Origin of the sequence: Gallintestinimicrobium propionicum, from assembly GCF_025567525.1 — a bacterium.
In the GTDB taxonomy this organism is placed as follows: domain Bacteria; phylum Bacillota; class Clostridia; order Lachnospirales; family Lachnospiraceae; genus Gallintestinimicrobium; species Gallintestinimicrobium propionicum.
The window spans coordinates 126,731-145,626 of record NZ_JAOQJY010000007.1 but is presented as its reverse complement, the minus strand read 5'-3'; the positions used below and the strand labels follow the sequence as shown (position 1 = coordinate 145,626).

Here is an 18,896-nt window from a genome sequence, read left to right as displayed (position 1 = left end):
AAGTCATGGCACTACATCGCCGGGGAAGCATATCCCACACAGGCTGGTCATTCGATTGGAATAATCCATCGATGAACTACCTGTATCATAGAACATTTTTGTGCCCTATGCCGTATGTCCACAAAGTAGGAATTAGGGGTAAAAATCAGAAATTTCCACGATTGCGGAATTGATATGGTATAATCAATTCAACGGTTATAAATGTTGTCAGAAGGGGGAACTGCTTCAATGAACGGAGCTACTACAATACAGGAACGGCTAAAAGATTTACGATTAAACAAAGGATTAAAACTGGAAGAACTGGCAGAGCAAACGGGTGTTTCAAAATCGGCTCTTGGCAGTTATGAAAAAGATGACTATAAGGAAATCAATCATGGCAACCTTATCCTGCTGGCAGATTTTTATGAGGTGTCCCTCGATTATCTCTTTTGCCGGACAGAGAACCGGGCGGAGATCAACACGCCATTAAGGGAGCTGCATTTGAGTGATGAGATGGTAGCACTTCTGAAAAGCGGTCGGATTAACAACCGTCTGCTGTGTGAACTTGCCACACATAAGGATTTTATCAAGTTTCTTGCAGACATTGAGATTTATGTGGACGGGATTGCCACCATGCAGATTCAAAACCTCAATGCACTTGTTGATACCGTCCGGCATGAAATCATTGAACGGTATCGCCCCGGCGAAGATGACCCCCATTTGAAAGTGCTGCAAGCCGCCCATATCAGTGATGATGAATATTTCAGTCACATGGTACGGGATGACCTCAATCTCATTATCCGGGATATTCGAGAAGCCCATAAAAAGGACAGTGAGAGTGCACCCCAGACCACCGTTGCCAATGAACTGAAAGAAAATCTGGAAGCGGTCGAAAACTTCAAGGGTAGCCGGGATGAAAAGCTCGTTGTCCTTTACTGCAAACAGCTTGGTATCAACTATAAAAATCTGTCAGATGAAGAATTTCGCTGGCTAATTCGGATTCTCAAAAAGTCAAAGAAAATGGGAACGCCTATCAGCCAGAGGAAAAAACGATAAAGAAAAACCGCTGTTGCATGGTTTGTTGGCTTCCATGTAGCAGCGGTTTGTGCTGGGGTTATTCAGTTAAGTTTTCAGAGTGGAAAACTGGAAGTTACAGCACCATTTTCCATAACAATGATGAAATAAATGGTTGAAGGAAGAACATAATAAGTGCTACCGATACACATATTATGTAAAAGTCACCCATTTTTGAATTTGAAAAGATTCGCTTCGTAAAATTATCAGTTATCCTATGTACAATAAAATATCCAATTATAGTACCAACAGTATTTGTAATAATATCGTTTATATCACTCGTTCTAAAAGTAAAAATCTGTGATATTTCAATTAAACTTGTAACTATAAATCCCATTAAGGCAATATTTTTAATGTTTCTAAATTTATCCCACAATATCGGCAAAAAGAAACCAAATGGAACAAATAAAAGTATATTCAAACAAGCATTAATGAAATCCGAAACCATATCCAAAAACGGGATAATGTTCACTGCAAAATCAATTTTCAGAGATGCTATATTAGGAAAGCCTACAAGTGCTAAGACTGCAGTAAAATAAAACCCAAATACCATATAAATAATAGTTCGTTTCCAGCTATGAAAACATAACTTGTTATATATGCACCAAATAGGAATTATAAAAACAGCTGCCGCAACAATTTCGATAAGTGCACTATATATTCTATACACGTTTTTCTACCTCCAAAACTTCTAATTTGTCATAATCATTCTACGCGTGTTTTCCCAATAACAATGTAAAACAACGGTATCATTATAATCATTGCTGCTATGATATGTACATATATGAAACTTTGTGTTCCTGTAACAAGAAACAAACTTGTTATTGTATAATTCCATAACCAATGAAATCCTGTGGGCATCCAAATACTCTTTGTAGTGTAAAACATTTCATTGGCAAATATTCCATATAGAAAAGGAAAAATAAACATTACCAGAACAGAAATATTATCGGTATTAAAAATATGTGGTAGTGTAAAAATAAGTGCAGCTATTACGCAACTCAAATACTTATTTTTACATTTTTGCAGCAACAGCCCAAAAATAATTCCTCTAAAAATAACTTCTTCAATAAAGGACACGAAAAAGTAAAATATGAATTTCCCTTTATGATTCATCAACAGTGATAAAAAATCAGTGTCTTGAAGAATTATATTTGATTTGACTGATGAATAAACTATAAACAATACAATGATTGGCATTATAGCTCCAACTGCAAAATTCAGAAAATCTATTTTTCTAAAATATAACCCTATGCTTTTTAACATAACGCACCTTTTAACCTCTGATTTGTCATAAGCCTGACACCATACTATTATGAATAAATTATCTCATGCAAAACAATTTCTTCTACCCGATTGTGGATATTATTGCACCGCCGCACCCATTCCATTTGACGGGTACACTTTAATTCCTCGGTTACGCCCTCGGCAATTTTCATCTGCTCCATGATGGTGTCTAACCGTTCCTGTGCCTGTTCGTTCAGGTCTGAAAGATATGTCCATAACTCCCCAGTCAAGGTCAATGTGTTCAATCGGGCTGGATGGATTTCCCTTAAATATTCCCGGTGCAGCCGTCCATACTTTCCAATGGGGCGATGTTCTTCCGGCAGTTTCAGGTCTGGGATGTAGTAATCTCCAACAAGGATATAATCAATTCCGTTTTCCGTTATTCTTGGTTTCAATTCGCTCATGTTTTAATCTCCTCATTCTGACTCATTTTTTTGCAAGTCTGGCTCTCCAGAAATATTGGTAAATCTTTGGTAAATTTGAGATTGAAGCACAAAAAACGCTTAAAAACGGGACTTATGAGACGATATGAGACTTTTCATCATGCCCGGGAAATCCTGCCGTGGCAAATGAATAGTATTTTTATCATTATTTTATTTCTCCTTGTTTTGCCCCGGAATGCCCTGTTTTGCGAGGGATTTCTAGGATTTTTCTATTTGTTCTGAAATTACAGATTGTGGCAAATCAGAACAGAATTGAGCAAGTTATTACTACCTGTTAGTAGTAAAAATAGTAGTAAAAGGAAAATACTTACTACTAAGGATTTTCTTCAAATATTTCCTTTATGCTAAAATATGGTGTTGAACTATTGCTTTCACAAAATGAATATACATGATATTTATGTTCTTCTCCATATTTGTCGTTGCATCTAAAATCAAACTGGATGCTAACTTTATCCTCTTGTATTTCTTCAGTTTTCAATTCCACTTCAAGTTCATCATTAGCCTTTATCACATCATATTTGACTGCATTCGGATACTTCCAAATCACATTTTTATCTTTCACCACACATATTTTATATACAAGGATTTCATTTGCTACATTATCAGATATATTTTCTATTTTCACTTTCATATTACTATATCTTCCATTGCAACACAAAAACTTAACACGAAATCGAGGTATATTACTATCATGTTCTCGCTTTTCCTGAATTGCTATTCTTTTATCTGATTCTTGTTTAATAATTTCGTTTTGATGCAATGACAATGCTCCCAAAATCACCGTACCAGAAAAAGCTAAAACGCCACCATAATATTGTAACAGTTCTCCCGCACTCCATTCAGCCACAAAAAAATCATAATCCTCTGTCGGATGAATTTTAAACAAACAATGAATCGCAAATGGAACACCTATCACAATAATTACAAAACATATAATTACAAAAACTTTATGCCTTTTTATCCACTCAAGCATATGTATTTTCCCTTCTTCATACATTAAAAGACGCCCTGCCAAACAGAGCGCCCATAGCATATGTTAGTCTATTTTCATAAACTATTATGCTGAGAGTTTGCTGTCCACCCAGTTAATCAAACGATTCAAAAGATAATCAACAACGCAGTCTGCAAAGTCCTTTGTAGGTTTCTTTGCACACTTAAAAAAATCAACTGTTGCAATACGAAGTTGTTTCTTAGCCTCTACCTTTAAATCAATTTCCTGATGTGATACAACGATTTCTGTGTTTTCATTTGTCATAATAACGACCACCTTTCTGTAAACAATGGTGCTGGATACAGCATCCAGCTCTTATAACCAAAGTCCAGTGACCATGACATTATCATCACAGCTCTCTGTTTTAATATAACACATACTCCTATCTTCAACAATATGCTAATAATCTATTTTGAACGATTTATAAAATCCTCAAGGTCACAATTACCATCATAGAAATAATCATACTTTTTCTCGCTCAATACAGTAAAAAGTTCCTTGCAAATAACAGACTCTACCCCTAAAGATTTTATCATTCTTCTCACAAAATCTTCCATCGCATAATTTGGTTCTCTTACAGATTCAGGAAGATTACCTTTATCAACAACGAACACATATTGAAATTTTCCATCAATAATTGGTATTTGCTTTATCAGCCATTCAATTGATGGTTGTATACTTTTTCTATAAGCATACAATAAAACATCATTTTTCATCTGCGACATTTCATCTACTACTAATGATGTCACATTTTTCATACTTAAAAAAATGTCATCTTTAATCTCCAAAGAATCATCTTTAAAACATTCTAGCCATTTCGTGAATTCTTCTGCATTACGTCTGTACCTATCATTAGGATAATCATACTCGCTTAGCAACGATACAACTTCTTCAATATTTATAAAAACATCTCCATCAGATGGTCTGTAGTCCTTAATAATTATCGATTGATGAATAATATAGTTTCTGAAATCACAGAGAAACCTGTACCACTTTTTCATATTGTAATATTTCTCTGTAATGCTCTTTAATGAAGGTTCATAACTATTAACATATTCTTTATACCCATATACTGCATTAACAAAATTCAAAAGTCTTTTATTTATTTTCCAAAATTCATCAAAATCATCAATGGTTATCTCAAGAAAGTCTTTAGCGCACGAATCAATAATAGTATGCATATCCACCAAGAACAAAAATTTATCTAATGTTTTTAGTTTTGAATCAAATTCTACATCATATTGATAATCAAACTTAATACCAGACGAATGAAGCTCTCCAATCTCAGGATTACTACAATATTCCAATTCAAACATATCCTCACCACCTCTTCAGTATTATTCTTTTAGCCATGAGCAAAACTCCACATACTCAGTATTTATGCAGGTTTGCAAGGCATGGCAACCTCTTTTATCACTCCAAATTTATAGTAACAACCAGCTCCAAATGGTATTATTAAGTTGTCAAAATCCGTCTTTTCACTTCACAACCAGTTGCAAAATTTTACGATTCACTTTTTCTGAATCTCGATTTATCCTTTGTCCTGAATTCCCTAAAACCGGGCGAAAAGGCTTTTCCAATCATGCCATGATTTGTTCGTTTATCGTTATGAAATGTGAAGGCTTTTCAATGATTACGGATCTTGTTGATTATCTTAACAACAACCTTCTAATCGCCCATTACTGCGGTTTTGATATTTCTGCTCCGTTGCCTTCTTACTGGACGTTTAATCGTTTTCTAAAACAGCTTGATAACGATGTACTTTCATCCATTATGAAATCCCAAGTTCTTTATCTTTCAAAACAAGGTATTGTTGATACATCTTTTATTGGTTTGGACTCTACTCTGATTGCTGCAAACACTTCACAGAATAATCCCAAATCTTTTCTATCCAACAAATTTAAGCCTGATAACCAGCCCAAAGCAGATACTGATTGCAAACTTGGCGTACATACTGCTTCTAACCAAACAAACGAGAAAAAGTATGAGTTCTACTAGGGTTACAAAAACCACGTCCTTGTTGACTGTATTCAGGTCTTCCCATTTATGAACTGACCACTACCGCCAATGTCCATGATTCCACTGTTGCGCTTGATATTTTGGCTGACACACATACTTTTCTGCCGATAACCGAATGTACCTTCCTTGCTGATAAAGGCTATGATGTTAAAAATATCTATAATCAGGTACAGGAACTCTACCAAGGTGAATGTATTATTCCATTAAACAAACGATCCACCAAAAATCCAAAACTTCTTCCACAGGGAAATCCTGTCTGCGATGCTGGGCTTGCCATGTGGAAGGATGGTAAATTTTCTGATAATGGACGTACACGCCAAAAATTCTGCTGTCCACTAAAATCAAGCAAAAACGCTGATTGTCCCTGCCATCACAAAAATTTTTACAACGGCAAAAAGCATCGCGGCTGTACAAAATACATCACCATTCCCGATGATTTAAGACTCTCCGTCGACAGAGACAGCAAATATTTCAAAAGTAATTACTCTCTTCGTACAGAATGTGAAAGATACAACTCACGTTTCAAAAATACAGAGCAGGAACGTATGTGGGTAAGAAATAAATCATCTGTTACCAACTTGAATACAATTGCCCATATAAGTCTGTTAGCGGTTGCTGTTGCGGCAATCACCACCGACACAGGGCAATCCTATCGTAAGCTTAAAGCTGTAAAGCGAATCGCATAATAAAGAGCTATTCATATCTCCCCATTTGCGTAGGTTCTGGACTTACGTAAGCTTTGTTATGTCATAAATTTCCATTTTTCCGATTTACAAAAGCTAACTGTCAAATCCATCTTTTAAATCAATTCGTTTTGCTCATCTCTCTACTTATTGTAAAACATTGCCCCTGGGACAAGCCAATACATTTTCAAAAAAAATTACATGAAAATTTCAAAAGATTTAATGCATATTAAAATTTTAAACAATTTTTCTGTTGTTAATTTGGATTTCTGCTTGATATACCACCTTGCTATGAATTTATCTACGGGTTTTCCGTTTTTATTTTTGATGATATATTTTACTATTTTATTTACCACACCTGCTAGCTGATACCCAAAGTATATTTTTATCTTTCTTTTGCGTCCATACTTACCATTCTTGCAATTCTACTTCAGAACCAAATGTCATCTCAAGAAGTTCTGCTGCAATATCTTTACTGCATACCCGCATCAAATTGTCCTCGGCATCTTCCTTTGACAGCAGATTCACACTTCCATACCAGACAATCTCATTATCGATTACGGCATAATGCTCACAAGTCTCTTCTACAAGCCTGATTTCAAAACCGGCTTTTCGAAGTCTCTCCATAAGCTCCATCCGGACATCATCTTTGCCATATTTATAGGCATCCGGATGCCATGTAACAATTGTTACCTCAACTCCCAACTCCCGCCGCTTTCCAAGCATGTTTATAATGCGATCCACTTTTTGATTATTTAACCTCGGACTTGATACAACGACCGCGGAATTAGCCTCCTCAAGATCCTTCCAATAAGTTTCTGCATAGTTTTCAATATCATAGATTGCATTTGCCTTCTGCTTTTCGCCGTCCATATTAACGCAAAGTTCATATCCGATCTTTTTATATGCCTTCAGCCTTGCTGAATACATTTTATCGAACTTTGGAATATGACTGTCCACATAATCATAGACGATGACATTTTCTTTACCATCATAATCCCTGTTAAGTCGCCCGACATACTGCTCCACAACATTTTCTCCTGAAACGGGAGTCGCCATGAACAGAGTATCAAGTCGCGGAAAATCGAAGCCCTCTCCAAGTAAAGAGCCCGTTCCCACAAGAATAAGACTGTCCGAATCATCAACTTTATTCAGTTCTTCCACCTGAGCCCTGCGCGCTTTCGTTCCATTTGCCCCCGTTAGCAAGATCAATCGGTCAGCATATGTCTTAAGCCTTTCAGACAGCTTCTTGGCATGATCAACATATTTCGTCAGTACTACCGGAGTTCTTCCAGCTTGCACACAGTCCGCCACATCCCTGATAATCTGTTCGTCACGAACATCATTATTCCTTATCAGTTCATAGGCATCATTACCATATGGTGTTTTTGACAAATGATGCGGCTTTACTGTCCGGGTAAATCGGGGATATACCAGATGATTAATATTCTGCTCCTCGGCTCTGTCTTTTGCTGTAAACCTATACCTGATAGGGCCGAGCAGAAATTCGTTTATCTTTTCCTTACCATCACCACGTTTCGGTGTTGCCGTCACGCCATACACATACTTTGCATTTATCTCCTGCAGCACTTCTATCGCGCTATCCGATGCTGCGTGATGGCATTCGTCAAAATATACTTGAGCATATTCTTTCAGCTTCGGATGAAATCCATCTTTTTTCTTAAGAGAACGTATCATGGCCACATCCACTATTCCGGTCAGTGTATCATGCGCTCCTTGAAGATTTCCAATCAATGATTTTCTTTTTCGTGTACGCCCGGTCTTTGTCTGATATTCAGGTAGTTCTTCATCAATATCCAAAAACTCCTCCAGACGCTTAATCCACTGGTTCATCAGATCTGCCCTGTCTACAAGTATTAAGGTACTTATGCCTCTTCTTGCGATCATATCACAGCAGACTACAGTCTTACCAAACGCTGTTGCGGCGTGCAGTATCCCGGTTTCATTTTCAAGCATAGTTTCCACAGCCGGAATCTGTGATTCACGCAATTCTCCCCTAAACGAAATATTGAGTTCCTGCCCTTTGGTTCTCTTGTCTTCAATCTTATAACTGATCCCCGCATTATCAAACTTCTTTAGAATTTCTTCCCGAAGTCCGCGAGGCAATACAATATATTTTCCTTCGTCACTTCCAAGGTAAATGAATCTGGATTCATCGTAATTTGGCATATCCATAGCCTGATTCTGGAAATACTGCTTGTTTGAAAATGTTGCCATACGGCGAAGCTGTCTTTTTGTCTTATTGGACATTCCTGTTGAGTCTATGTAAATGCGGTCAGCCAGCACGATACGCACCACGCCCTTAACACTGCCTGCTTCAATCTCAGAATTCTTATCCCATGGCGCATCAGTACCGTTGTCTTCGCTGGTGGATCCCGTACTGTACCATAAAGAAAGATAGTCCTCTATCCCCTGTCTGGTCAGTCGCCTTGTCCCGGCAAGAACATTTAACTGATCTTCATATGCGTTCCAATTTTCATCAATAAAAGCACTGTTTCCGGACTTCAAGGCCATTCCTTGTAAAGGAAGTGCAATAACATTTCCAAGTCCGCCCTCAGGGAGCGCATCCTGCGTCGGTATCATGCGATCATAGTATTTGAAGGACTTAAGATTGACGGATTCAGCTCCTTTCTCTAGCAACGCAAAGCCAAATCTTCTCGCCAATCTGGCAGGAACCATTTCCTTGAAGAATATCCAAAGATGCGCACCGCGTCCCGACCTTGACCGTTCCACCGCAGCGTCCACATCCAGATTCTTACAAATGTGCCGCAAAGCATTTATTTCTTCTTTCCAGCCATCATCAATATTCGCATAATCTTCCTGCTCCGCTCCCTTTGCATGGTTATCAAAATCAAATACAAGTAACTGACAAAGGTTATTTTCAAGCATCGGATATATCGCCACGACATCATTGCCATTTGGATCTGTCCCATTCATATGCGCCTTTATCAAAGGCAGAGTAACCGGCTTGTATGCCCTTAATTCGCAATCCTTACAACGAACTCCATCCTTTTTCTGTATATGGCAGCCACGATCCCAGCGGTTAAAGCACTGCGTATAATACCCGTTCTTCCCCGTTTTGGGATTCGTATAACGAAGATCATACACATCCTTCCTTCCGCGGCAGAACATCATAAAGAAGTCACTTGCAATCTTATCCGTAACATCAAATTTCTTAATACGAGCACCCTGATCAGGATCATACAATTCCACAACTCCTTCAGCGTCGCCTGACACAATATCCGCATACGAAACACCGGCTTCTTCCAAACGCTCTTTCAGAAGTCGGTTTTCATCCTCCAATGCCTGTATCCTGGATTGTAATGATTTGATTGTATCTGAATATTGTTGCGTAGGTTCCTTCATCCTTATCACACTCCCAGTTTCCCCATAACCTCTATCTTCTCGTATTTTCCGGTTTCCGAATCAATAACCATCATCGCAGACTCTCCAATCTGTCTTCCGTCTCTATAGGTAGAGAACACATCTGTCGATATGATGCCGTCTTTTTCAAATATCCTCTCCACCGGAGTATGCCCTACCACCTGTTTGTATATATCTGCTCTGAATATCTCTCTGGTCTCATACTGTGGTCTGAACCATAAGGGTGATTCATCATTCCAGAGATAATTATGTGGAGCATCGTTTACCGCTGCAATAACTTCCTCTATATCAGCATCCAGCAGATCCTTGTTAAGCCATCTTAGGAAATCAGCTGTAAGCCCTCCATGTGAGAAAAGCACATTGTCAATCCGATGCATTATGTTTATCTGTACCGGACTCTTAAGGCGGTTCTCAAGTTCTTCAAGCTTTGACATTACCGTCCTCTCGGCATAGGGAGAATATCCGGTCTCAAGTCTTCCCCACGAGTAGCTGACATCATGATTACCGTAACACCAGAGAGTATCCGGATAGTCCTCAGCAAATGCGATTGCCCGATCAAATGTTTCTTTATATCGTTCTATCTGAAATTCCATATTCCAGTCATCCGGCATATCCATCAGGCACACAGCCCGATCCGCCTTACCGTCTCTTAAGATTTTCTCTGTCCTGTCGAATATCCATGGTTTTAGATGAATATCAGGAATCACAAGTACTCGCATAACTCCATCTCCTAAAATTGATATACAAACTTGTAACAATTTTCTTACAAGTAAATCTCCTTCAACAACTCCACGCCCCTATCTCTGTCAAAAGGCATTCCCATCTGCAAAAGTCGTACCTCCGATTCATCTACTGCACTGATTTCCTCGACATATCTATGTATACTCTCTGTCACCAGCCCTTCTGATTCAACTTTTGTTCCCGCTGTAACAATCTGCAACAATCGGAATACATCGTACTTATGTTTCTTTAAATCCTTTTCATTAACATGCTCGCCGGCTCTTTTTCTGTCCAAAAGGTTAATCCACGCATACATTTTGAACGGAATCAGATGCTCTGCTCCCAGAACACCAATACCATCAACCACTCTGCGTCCGGACATCATAAATTTATAGAAGTCATCGTTCAGAAGAATCGCTGATAAACTGGAAGTATCATCATCAATATGAATCGGAATGATTCCCTCTTCTATTTCAAGATGATATCCCGGCTTTCTTGAAAACAACTCAATCATAGTAGGATAACCGAATTTTCCTTCTGTGAAGCGGTAAAGGTGCATATTCTGTTCATTCTTCCATCCGCACTTATAGCCGCCTTCTTTTATGTATTCCCAGAATACGCTCGCAAATTCCGGGAAGTTATCCTCCATAATCAGGATCATATCAATATCTTTTGTCGCTCGAAATGGCAAGTCTGCCTCTGAGAGTAGAATATCGCAGGCAGTTCCGCCGATAATAGTGTAATAATCCGTATAATCTTTAAATTTTTCTCTAAAAGAGTCTATCCCTGGTACCATTTATAATTCCTCCAACAGTTCCTCAATACTCATTTCTATTCTTTCGTCTTCGTTACCTTTGAATGTACATGCCAGTGAAACAGGATCAACACGCCCTTCTCTTGCAAAATAAGAAGGATTGTATTTCCATAATTGTATCTTCAAGCAGTCGTCTGGGTCTTCAGATCTGGCATCCACAATTTCCAACTGGTCAACAACTTCCTCGCCCTTGTAGATTGCACGTTCCTCTATTCTTGGTGGATTCAATTCTGACTCCTGACTAAGTGCAGTTTCTCCTGCGCTAAATGATTCAAAGGTTGCTTCATATCGCATAATTGTAATCACTTTCTGGACCGGATTAATCAAATATCCTTTTGCATTTTCATAATACTCTTTCCGTGAGTAATTTCTCTTAATAGCAATCTCTGTTCCTGATTTCATCTGCTGGATGAGTCCCATTTCCTCTAATTGCGCTGTTGCTCTTGTAATGGACGTTTTGGTAAGATTCAGCTTGTTCGCAACTTCACTTTTTAACACAGATTCCTCATCACTCATATATAACAATTCAAGGAACACCATCTGTGTTGCCGGCATCATCTTATCCGCTTTGACAAGCTGCTTGCGATACACATCCTGCAATACAATTCCCATAAATGGTAAGAATACATTTCCCGGCAAATTCACAAACGGAACTCCGCTTTTTACCAGAGCATTTCTCATGGATACGTTGTTTAACGCTACTTCATATGCTACAGGGCACTGCAATGCTTCCTCATACTTTGCTTTCTGCTTTTTCATTGCAGCAACACTTAGCTCCGTTTCCTTCATAACATCTATTATGGCAAAGTTAACACCATATATTTCAACTATCATAATATCACGCATAGTCATAAAGATCGGCAATGGTAATTTATTCTTGTATTCTGCTATTTTTACTTTGCAGCCAAAATACTTCTCTAATTGCTTTTTCATATGGCATCTCCTTGTAACACATTTTTATATATAATAACATAATTTATGTTACTTTTCAATTTTTTTGTTATTTCATTGTAATCAGCTTGGTTTCTATGCATGTTTAGGTAAGGTATACGATTATTATTAATAGTACAACCACATAGTATGTATTGCCGTCAAACATCAAATTGATTCCCTTATTTTTATCAATTTTTGATGCAATTACCGGAACTAATAATTATTCTAATAACAATTCGGAACATTTTGATAACATTTCGGTGCATCGTAATGTTCATACTCCTCAACTTCCATCTCGCGACTGCACATGCAACAGTTCCATATAAACAAACCGACATTCAAACCGACATTTTATGCAAACGAAAAGAAGTCCCCGAAGGAACTCCTTTCACCACAAATCATATTCATTTTTATCGAGGGCAGTCCGGTTAATAAATCAGTGAAATATCAAAATAGGGGTACAATGGGGGTACAAATACCATTCTCATTCCCCAAGGGTCTTGATTTCAAGCCATTTCAGGCAAAAGTACGAGTTCTGCCGTGGCAAATAAATAATACTTTTATCTTACCCATTTTATCTCCTCATATCTTCTCAAAGCCTTGTAAATACTGGCTTTCCAGCCTTTATACACTTTTTTCTAAAACGGCTTTTTTTCTCATAAATTCATGCATTTTCTCATGTTTTTTCGGGCATTTTGGTTATAAATGGGTTATTTTTCTTATCCGGAAAGCCTTACGAAATAAGGCTTTCATGAGTTATTTGTGCATATTTTGGGGTTACAAACCGGTTTTTATCCAGTTCTTTCTTCGCTTCTTTCAACCTGGTTCTCTCTTCTGACTGTCATTGACCAGTATCGTACCAAGTTCAAATCCGAATGGATTCTTAAGGATCAGATCATCATCTACAGCCATCTGAAATGCCGGTCTTAACACGCCTCTGATCGAGTGTATGGAACTGTATCCTCGTCCATCTCTCTGAAGCTTAATCAGAAATATCTTCGCATCAGACAGCTTAACGTCATCCATTTAGTTGTATTTCTAATCATCAATTATTTCCCAGTGTCCATTGGAACCACGACCAACAAATCGGACAATACCTATATCTTTGATGTGACGTTTTACAGTCTTGGAACTTATTCCTAACGTCATCGCCATTTTTTCTGTACTGATTTTACTATCCTTTTTTATCATATTCAATATTTGAATTTCCAACGGATTACTCTCTTTTTTCTGAGGGACATCCTGAGGGACATCCTGAGGGACATCCTGAGGGACATCCTGAGGGACATCCTGAGGGACATCCTGAGGGACATTGTAATTCAAATTTGGCATCACAACTGTAAACTGGTACCGATCTGATCTAAAAGACGGCTTTTTACTTTCGTCATAGTTGATCTGAAATTCATAGCCGCCGATGATTTTTCCAAATCCACTACCTTTACGTTCCATATATCCCAGCCGATTAAATATATCTGCCAAAACCGGGTTTCTTCTCGTTGACGGAACTGTAAGCGGATCTCTGTCCTGAATAATGGAACCGTCCGGCATGCCTCCCGGCGAATAAATTTCCATACGATCATCGTAAATATCAATATGCACTTCACTGCCATTCACAAGATAATCTCTATGAGCCAATGCATTAACCAATGCTTCATGATAACTACGTTCTACATATTCCGGCATTTCTTCTCTGGAATTAGCAGTCTTTCTCCACATTAATTTCGCATTTCTCTTAATAAAAGCTTCTCCATTATCAATTAATGACAATACACTTCCAGAATATTCCGCATCGTCAAATGCATCTATTGTACCACCGCTTTTATTTAATCCATTCCACCGGGTACAAAATAATCTTGACCATCGAATAGGGCTTTCATCTGCAACCAAGGCTCCGGCATTTGTCAAATATCCTTGCTCATTTGCCAACCCAAATGATATAAGATCTTTCTCATCAAAACTATTTCCTGTCCATTTTTTATATCTTTCCCGGAGTTTGGAAAAAGCAAAATCTTCCACCTTATACGTAGAAATCTGTGAATCATAAGATGTATTTCTACCGCGCAATACCAGTCTTTTCAATTCCGTTGATGTTGCTTTCACACTCTCGTTTCCAACACGAACATATGCTTCCAGCACACCATCACCCGAATAATAGTACGGTGTCTCTTCACCTTTGAAGATATCCAGTATAATTAATACTTTTCCATCTTCGACCTGTTCAAATCGAAGACGAAATTCTGGAATTGGATCCATCCTTGTCTTAATGATTTCACTTATTTTCTCAGCATCGCTATTCGGATTCTCAAGTCCTACAATTTCATCATTATCGGCTATTCCAAAGATTAATGCTCCACCAAATGTATTTGCAAAAGCACTTACGCTCTTACACCAACTCTTTGGTTTCTTCGCTTCCAAAGATAGCTTTTTGTCATATTCAGTTGCTTCACCGATTAATTGTTTTATATCCAAGCTTTTCACCAACTTTCTACTAAATTAGACATATTCCCAACTCTTTTCATTATATAAGTCCAACTACATCTTTTGAAAATACTCCTCCGCAATCTTATCCAACTGAGCTGCAAGTAATTTAAACTCTTTATTCAAATCCAATGTTTTTACACTAATCTTATTTCCACTCATTACATAACTGCAATCTGGCGTGATTGCTTCCTCTGTTTTTGCATATAACAACATTCCAGATTCTCGGCAGATATATTCCAGTGCTCTTGGAAAGACTGGATTGCCTTCCACTTATACTTTTCATCTTTCCAATGATTTGGAAAATATTCTTTATAAGCAGCAATAACCGCTACTAATTTTTCTTGATCAAACATTTGCATCCTCCATCTAATATATTCCGTCTATAAAGATATAAAAATTATAATCTATCAACATTTTCTTTTCAATTCGATTTATTCACAGAAAAAAGCCATAAGATTTCTCTTTCCAAAATCTTACAGCTTTTCTATCATATTGCGTCCCCAATATCATCTATATTTACATGTAATATCTGCACAAAATACCGTGGGTTATTTTCGGGGTATTTTCTGACCGCCTATGCCCTCCGGTCCGTGATTTTACTGGCTTTTTGGCGAAGCTTTCAAAGAGTGCCGTGGCAAATAAAGAAAACTTTTATCATTGTTGCATAACCTCGCATTTTTTAGTTTTTCTTGGTATTTCGGGCTTTGTAAGCCTTTGTAAATTTTTGCTTTCTGGCATAACCTGAGTATTCCGGGCGATTCTGGTTCTTCCGCAATTATCCGTATCGTTTTGCCTTCACATATATTACTTTTGCCGCTAAAAGTACTTTGCTGCATCTTCCATACATAGTACGTTTTACCATTTTTAATTTACTATTTGTTCCTTCAACAAAACCATTTGAAAGTTCACAGACAACAGAATTCTCCACAGCTTCTAGATCCTTTTCTAATCCATTTGCAAATCGGGATATTTCTTTTAAATAGAAAGCCGGACTCCATCGAAAATGAAGTCCGGCCAGGCATTATCTATATACGATTTCACAGACCTCTAATCCAGATTCTTCTGCAGAATGCTAATCAATTCCTCAATAACGATTGGCTTGGATAAGAATCCGTCCATACCGCATTCCAGAGCTTTCTTTTTATCCTCATCAAAAGCATTGGCAGTCATGGCAAGAATTGTAATCCCCGCCAGTGCCGGATTATCCAGAGCACGGATCTGCTTCGTGGCCTCATATCCATTCATTACAGGCATCTGCACATCCATCAGCACCAGATCATAATTACCTGGCTTTGAATTCTTAACTTTTTCCACTGCCTCTGCTCCATTTTCGGCAGTGTCAACCAGGAAGCCATATTCATTGAGGATCTCCACTGCAATTTCACTGTTCAGTTCATTGTCTTCCACAAGCAGTATGTATCTGCCTCTGAAATCCGAACCTGCTGTCGGAAGGATTGCAGTCTCTGCCTCTGCCTGTTTCTGGCCGATAGCAGTCATCAAGGTATCTCTGATATCTGACATGAACATTGGTTTTGCACAGAATGCAGTCACTCCAGCTGCTCTGGCTTCCACTTCGATATCTGACCAGTCATAAGCTGTCAGAATTATGATCGGCGTATCATCTCCAAGGCTGCGGATCTGGCGGGTAACTTCAATGCCATTCATATCCGGCAAACGCCAGTCGATGATATAAGCATGAAATGCATCTCCCATTTCCATAGACTGTCGTGCGCGGAGAACAGCTTCCTTTCCGGAAAGTGTCCATTCCGAACGCATTCCAACCTTCACAAGCATTTTTGTCACGCTGTCACAGGTATTAAAATCGTCATCTACAACTAATGCTTTAAGTCCTTCCAGTTCTGCGATCTTCTCTATCCGTTGGTGCTCAGACTGAATCCGAAATGGCAGACGAACAATAAATTCGGTGCCTTTTCCCTGTTCTGTCAAAACCTCAATGGTACCGCCCATCATATTCACAATATTCTTGGTAATGGCCATGCCAAGCCCTGTACCCTGGATCCTGCTGACCGTGGAAGTACGTTCCCTCTCAAAGGGCGAAAAGATCTTCTGTACAAATTCCTGGCTCATGCCGATTCCGTTATCCTTTACCCGGATCTCGTACAATTCACTGCCTTTTACTGTCCCCGGATACTGTCTGATCCGGACAGAAACGGTTCCTCCCGCCGGCGTAAACTTCACTGCATTGGACAAAAGATTCAGCAGCACCTGGTTCAGCCGCGTCTTATCACAATAGACATCCTCATTCGTAACATCCATGGCATCCATATAAAGTTCCAGCTGCTTCGCATGTATTTGTCCACTGATGATCGTCTTCAGGTCATGAAGCACATCCGACAGACTGACCTCTGTTTCTTCCAGATGGATCTTTCCGCTCTCAATCCGGCTCATATCCAGTATGTCATTGATCAATGAGAGCAGATGGTTGCTGGAGGAAAGGATCTTGCCCAGATAATCCCGAACTCTTTTCTTGTCATCAATATTACTTACAGCCAGTGTCGTAAAACCGATAATCGCATTCATTGGTGTCCGGATATCGTGAGACATATTGGAAAGGAATGTACTCTTTGCCTTGTTTGCTGTCTCCGCAGCACGTACTGCCTCAGAAAGCGCCTGGTTCATTTTCCGGTCAGAGGTACGGTCTGACATAACCAGGATATATTTCTTTTTCCCGTTTACCTCACTGCCCATTGCAATATTATGGAACCAGCGTTTTTCCCCTGTCTTCAGATGAACATATTCAAAATCCCATTCTCTCTGTTCCTGAACCTGAATTTCCTCCAGATAATTTTTCTCCGGATCTTCCTTTTTCTCTGAATGCAGTTTTCCCAGAATACAAATATCCTTATGAATCTGTTCTACCGTAATCCCCAACAACTTTTCCACATTTGGACTGACGTAATCTGCCTGATATGTTTTTGCATCCAGCATCAGAAAGACATCATCCACGTTCATGGAAAGCTTTTGAAACAGCTCATCCCGATACAGAATCTCCGTATCCTTTCTTCTGAGATTTATCCTGTTTTTTTGAATAATAAGACTGATAAAAAGTGCAGCTATGCAGAACACGATCGCACTGACAAAGAATATCGTACTACGCTGCAGACGGTTCATGCTGGCATTGACGATATCCGCCTGGACAAGTCCCAGAAACATCCAGTCCTGAATATCTGATTTTTCATAGACCAGATAGTAGTTCCTTTCATCCAGATTTAGCAGCATCGCATCGGTACGTCCTGCTTTAAACTTCTCCAAAAGCGCATTGATCTCTTTTTCAGACATATCAGAATGCTCTCTTAGAATTCCGAAAAAATTATACACGTTCCCCCATGCCTCAGAAGAATGATCCACCACAACACGACCATCCGGATGAATCATAAAGCTCTGGGCATTTCCATCGAAAGCAGAAATATCCAGTACGTCTACAATATCAGAGTTTTCGTAAGCAATAGCAATCGCATCATATTCAAATCCCTGATAAATTCCATGAGCCTTAGGCGTGGCAAAAATAAGCAGCTGAGATTTTCCGGGAACTGCTGCATTCGCTATCACATCATTTCCCTGCCGGATTTCCTCTTCCATATTTTCCTGTAATCCAAGGTACCCTGTTTCCCCTGTCGCCATCTTGTAGTCCCCGTCAGCTGACAGAAAAAAGAACTCTAAAAATCCTGTATCCTCCTGTGCTTTCTTTATATAGTCACGAATTTCATCTTCGCTCAAAATATCCTGCAGATTCTCTCCCCATATATGAAGATATGTCAGGTTCTTATCTGTCAGTTCTCTCATCATGTTATCAGACTGATGAAAAACCTCCGTCAAATGAGAAACACTTTCCTCATAAACAGTTTTCGACACAAATCTAAAATATCGGAAAACCCCCAAAACAATTCCCACCAAAACAGCGATACAGACAACTGCCATGAATTGTTTTCTCCTGACAGGCTTCTTTCTATCCGTATTATGATTTTCAATATCCATTCTTTCCGCTCATTTCTGCGCACGCTTTTTGCGCATGTCGAGTTTGTGTCAGTGCGCGCACACACAAATCT

17 protein-coding genes and 1 pseudogene are annotated in these 18,896 nt (G+C 38.8%); 3 read left to right on the top strand and 15 right to left on the bottom strand.

Annotated features, from left to right (window positions below):
* Window positions 1–228 precede the first annotated feature (228 nt).
* Window positions 229–1,035, top strand: coding sequence for a helix-turn-helix domain-containing protein (locus OCV62_RS07425; protein ID WP_262585778.1), 807 nt, complete (start codon window positions 229–231; stop codon window positions 1,033–1,035).
* Window positions 1,036–1,129: 94 nt separating this feature from the next.
* Here OCV62_RS07425 and OCV62_RS07420 read toward each other — a convergent pair whose 3' ends face one another.
* The 6 genes from OCV62_RS07420 to OCV62_RS07395 all read right to left on the bottom strand — a co-directional run bounded on the left by OCV62_RS07420 (window position 1,130) and on the right by OCV62_RS07395 (window position 5,090).
* Window positions 1,130–1,723, bottom strand: coding sequence for a VanZ family protein (locus OCV62_RS07420; RefSeq protein ID WP_118468460.1), 594 nt, complete (start codon window positions 1,721–1,723; stop codon window positions 1,130–1,132).
* Window positions 1,724–1,758: 35 nt separating this feature from the next.
* Entirely contained in the window at window positions 1,759–2,319 is a 561-nt protein-coding gene (locus OCV62_RS07415; protein ID WP_118468462.1) for a CPBP family intramembrane glutamic endopeptidase, read from the bottom strand.
* 47 nt (window positions 2,320–2,366) lie between these two features.
* Window positions 2,367–2,744: a TnpV protein gene (locus OCV62_RS07410; RefSeq protein ID WP_161286669.1), complete on the bottom strand. Its 378-nt coding sequence runs from the start codon at window positions 2,742–2,744 to the stop codon at window positions 2,367–2,369.
* 352 nt (window positions 2,745–3,096) lie between these two features.
* Window positions 3,097–3,780, bottom strand: coding sequence for a hypothetical protein (locus OCV62_RS07405; protein WP_262585777.1), 684 nt, complete (start codon window positions 3,778–3,780; stop codon window positions 3,097–3,099).
* Between the two features lie 60 nt (window positions 3,781–3,840).
* Complete coding sequence (locus OCV62_RS07400) at window positions 3,841–4,038, bottom strand: hypothetical protein (RefSeq protein ID WP_148448530.1); 198 nt, start codon at window positions 4,036–4,038, stop codon at window positions 3,841–3,843.
* A 143-nt stretch (window positions 4,039–4,181) separates the two neighbouring features.
* The gene (locus OCV62_RS07395) at window positions 4,182–5,090 is read right to left on the bottom strand and encodes a hypothetical protein (protein WP_262585776.1); all 909 of its coding nucleotides are present in this window, start codon (window positions 5,088–5,090) and stop codon (window positions 4,182–4,184) included.
* Window positions 5,091–5,361: 271 nt separating this feature from the next.
* On the opposite strand from OCV62_RS07395, the gene OCV62_RS07390 reads away from it, so the two are divergent.
* Window positions 5,362–5,772, top strand: a complete 411-nt coding sequence (locus OCV62_RS07390; protein WP_262585789.1) for a transposase — start codon at window positions 5,362–5,364, stop codon at window positions 5,770–5,772.
* Window positions 5,773–5,798: 26 nt separating this feature from the next.
* On the top strand, window positions 5,799–6,479 hold the full coding sequence (locus tag OCV62_RS07385) for a transposase (RefSeq protein ID WP_317258842.1): 681 nt from the start codon (window positions 5,799–5,801) through the stop codon (window positions 6,477–6,479).
* 405 nt (window positions 6,480–6,884) lie between these two features.
* Here the strand turns inward: OCV62_RS07385 and OCV62_RS07380 are convergent, their stop codons facing one another.
* The 9 genes and pseudogenes from OCV62_RS07380 to OCV62_RS07335 all read right to left on the bottom strand — a co-directional run bounded on the left by OCV62_RS07380 (window position 6,885) and on the right by OCV62_RS07335 (window position 18,825).
* Window positions 6,885–9,863, bottom strand: a complete 2,979-nt coding sequence (locus OCV62_RS07380; protein ID WP_262585774.1) for a TOTE conflict system archaeo-eukaryotic primase domain-containing protein — start codon at window positions 9,861–9,863, stop codon at window positions 6,885–6,887.
* Window positions 9,864–9,868: 5 nt separating this feature from the next.
* On the bottom strand, window positions 9,869–10,600 hold the full coding sequence (locus tag OCV62_RS07375) for a metallophosphoesterase (protein ID WP_262585773.1): 732 nt from the start codon (window positions 10,598–10,600) through the stop codon (window positions 9,869–9,871).
* 44 nt (window positions 10,601–10,644) lie between these two features.
* Window positions 10,645–11,397: a hypothetical protein gene (locus OCV62_RS07370; protein WP_262585772.1), complete on the bottom strand. Its 753-nt coding sequence runs from the start codon at window positions 11,395–11,397 to the stop codon at window positions 10,645–10,647.
* Window positions 11,398–12,348: a winged helix DNA-binding protein gene (locus tag OCV62_RS07365; RefSeq protein ID WP_262585771.1), complete on the bottom strand. Its 951-nt coding sequence runs from the start codon at window positions 12,346–12,348 to the stop codon at window positions 11,398–11,400.
* Window positions 12,349–13,173: 825 nt separating this feature from the next.
* Window positions 13,174–13,374: pseudogene (locus tag OCV62_RS18440) on the bottom strand (site-specific integrase); the annotation flags it as partial.
* Between the two features lie 12 nt (window positions 13,375–13,386).
* The gene (locus OCV62_RS07355) at window positions 13,387–14,826 is read right to left on the bottom strand and encodes an ATP-binding protein (RefSeq protein ID WP_334308289.1); all 1,440 of its coding nucleotides are present in this window, start codon (window positions 14,824–14,826) and stop codon (window positions 13,387–13,389) included.
* Between the two features lie 161 nt (window positions 14,827–14,987).
* Complete coding sequence (locus tag OCV62_RS07345; RefSeq protein WP_262585790.1) at window positions 14,988–15,182, bottom strand: hypothetical protein; 195 nt, start codon at window positions 15,180–15,182, stop codon at window positions 14,988–14,990.
* 422 nt (window positions 15,183–15,604) lie between these two features.
* Window positions 15,605–15,799: a transposase gene (locus tag OCV62_RS07340; RefSeq protein ID WP_416822287.1), complete on the bottom strand. Its 195-nt coding sequence runs from the start codon at window positions 15,797–15,799 to the stop codon at window positions 15,605–15,607.
* Window positions 15,800–15,876: 77 nt separating this feature from the next.
* Entirely contained in the window at window positions 15,877–18,825 is a 2,949-nt protein-coding gene (locus tag OCV62_RS07335) for a hybrid sensor histidine kinase/response regulator (protein ID WP_262585769.1), read from the bottom strand.
* Window positions 18,826–18,896 lie beyond the last annotated feature (71 nt).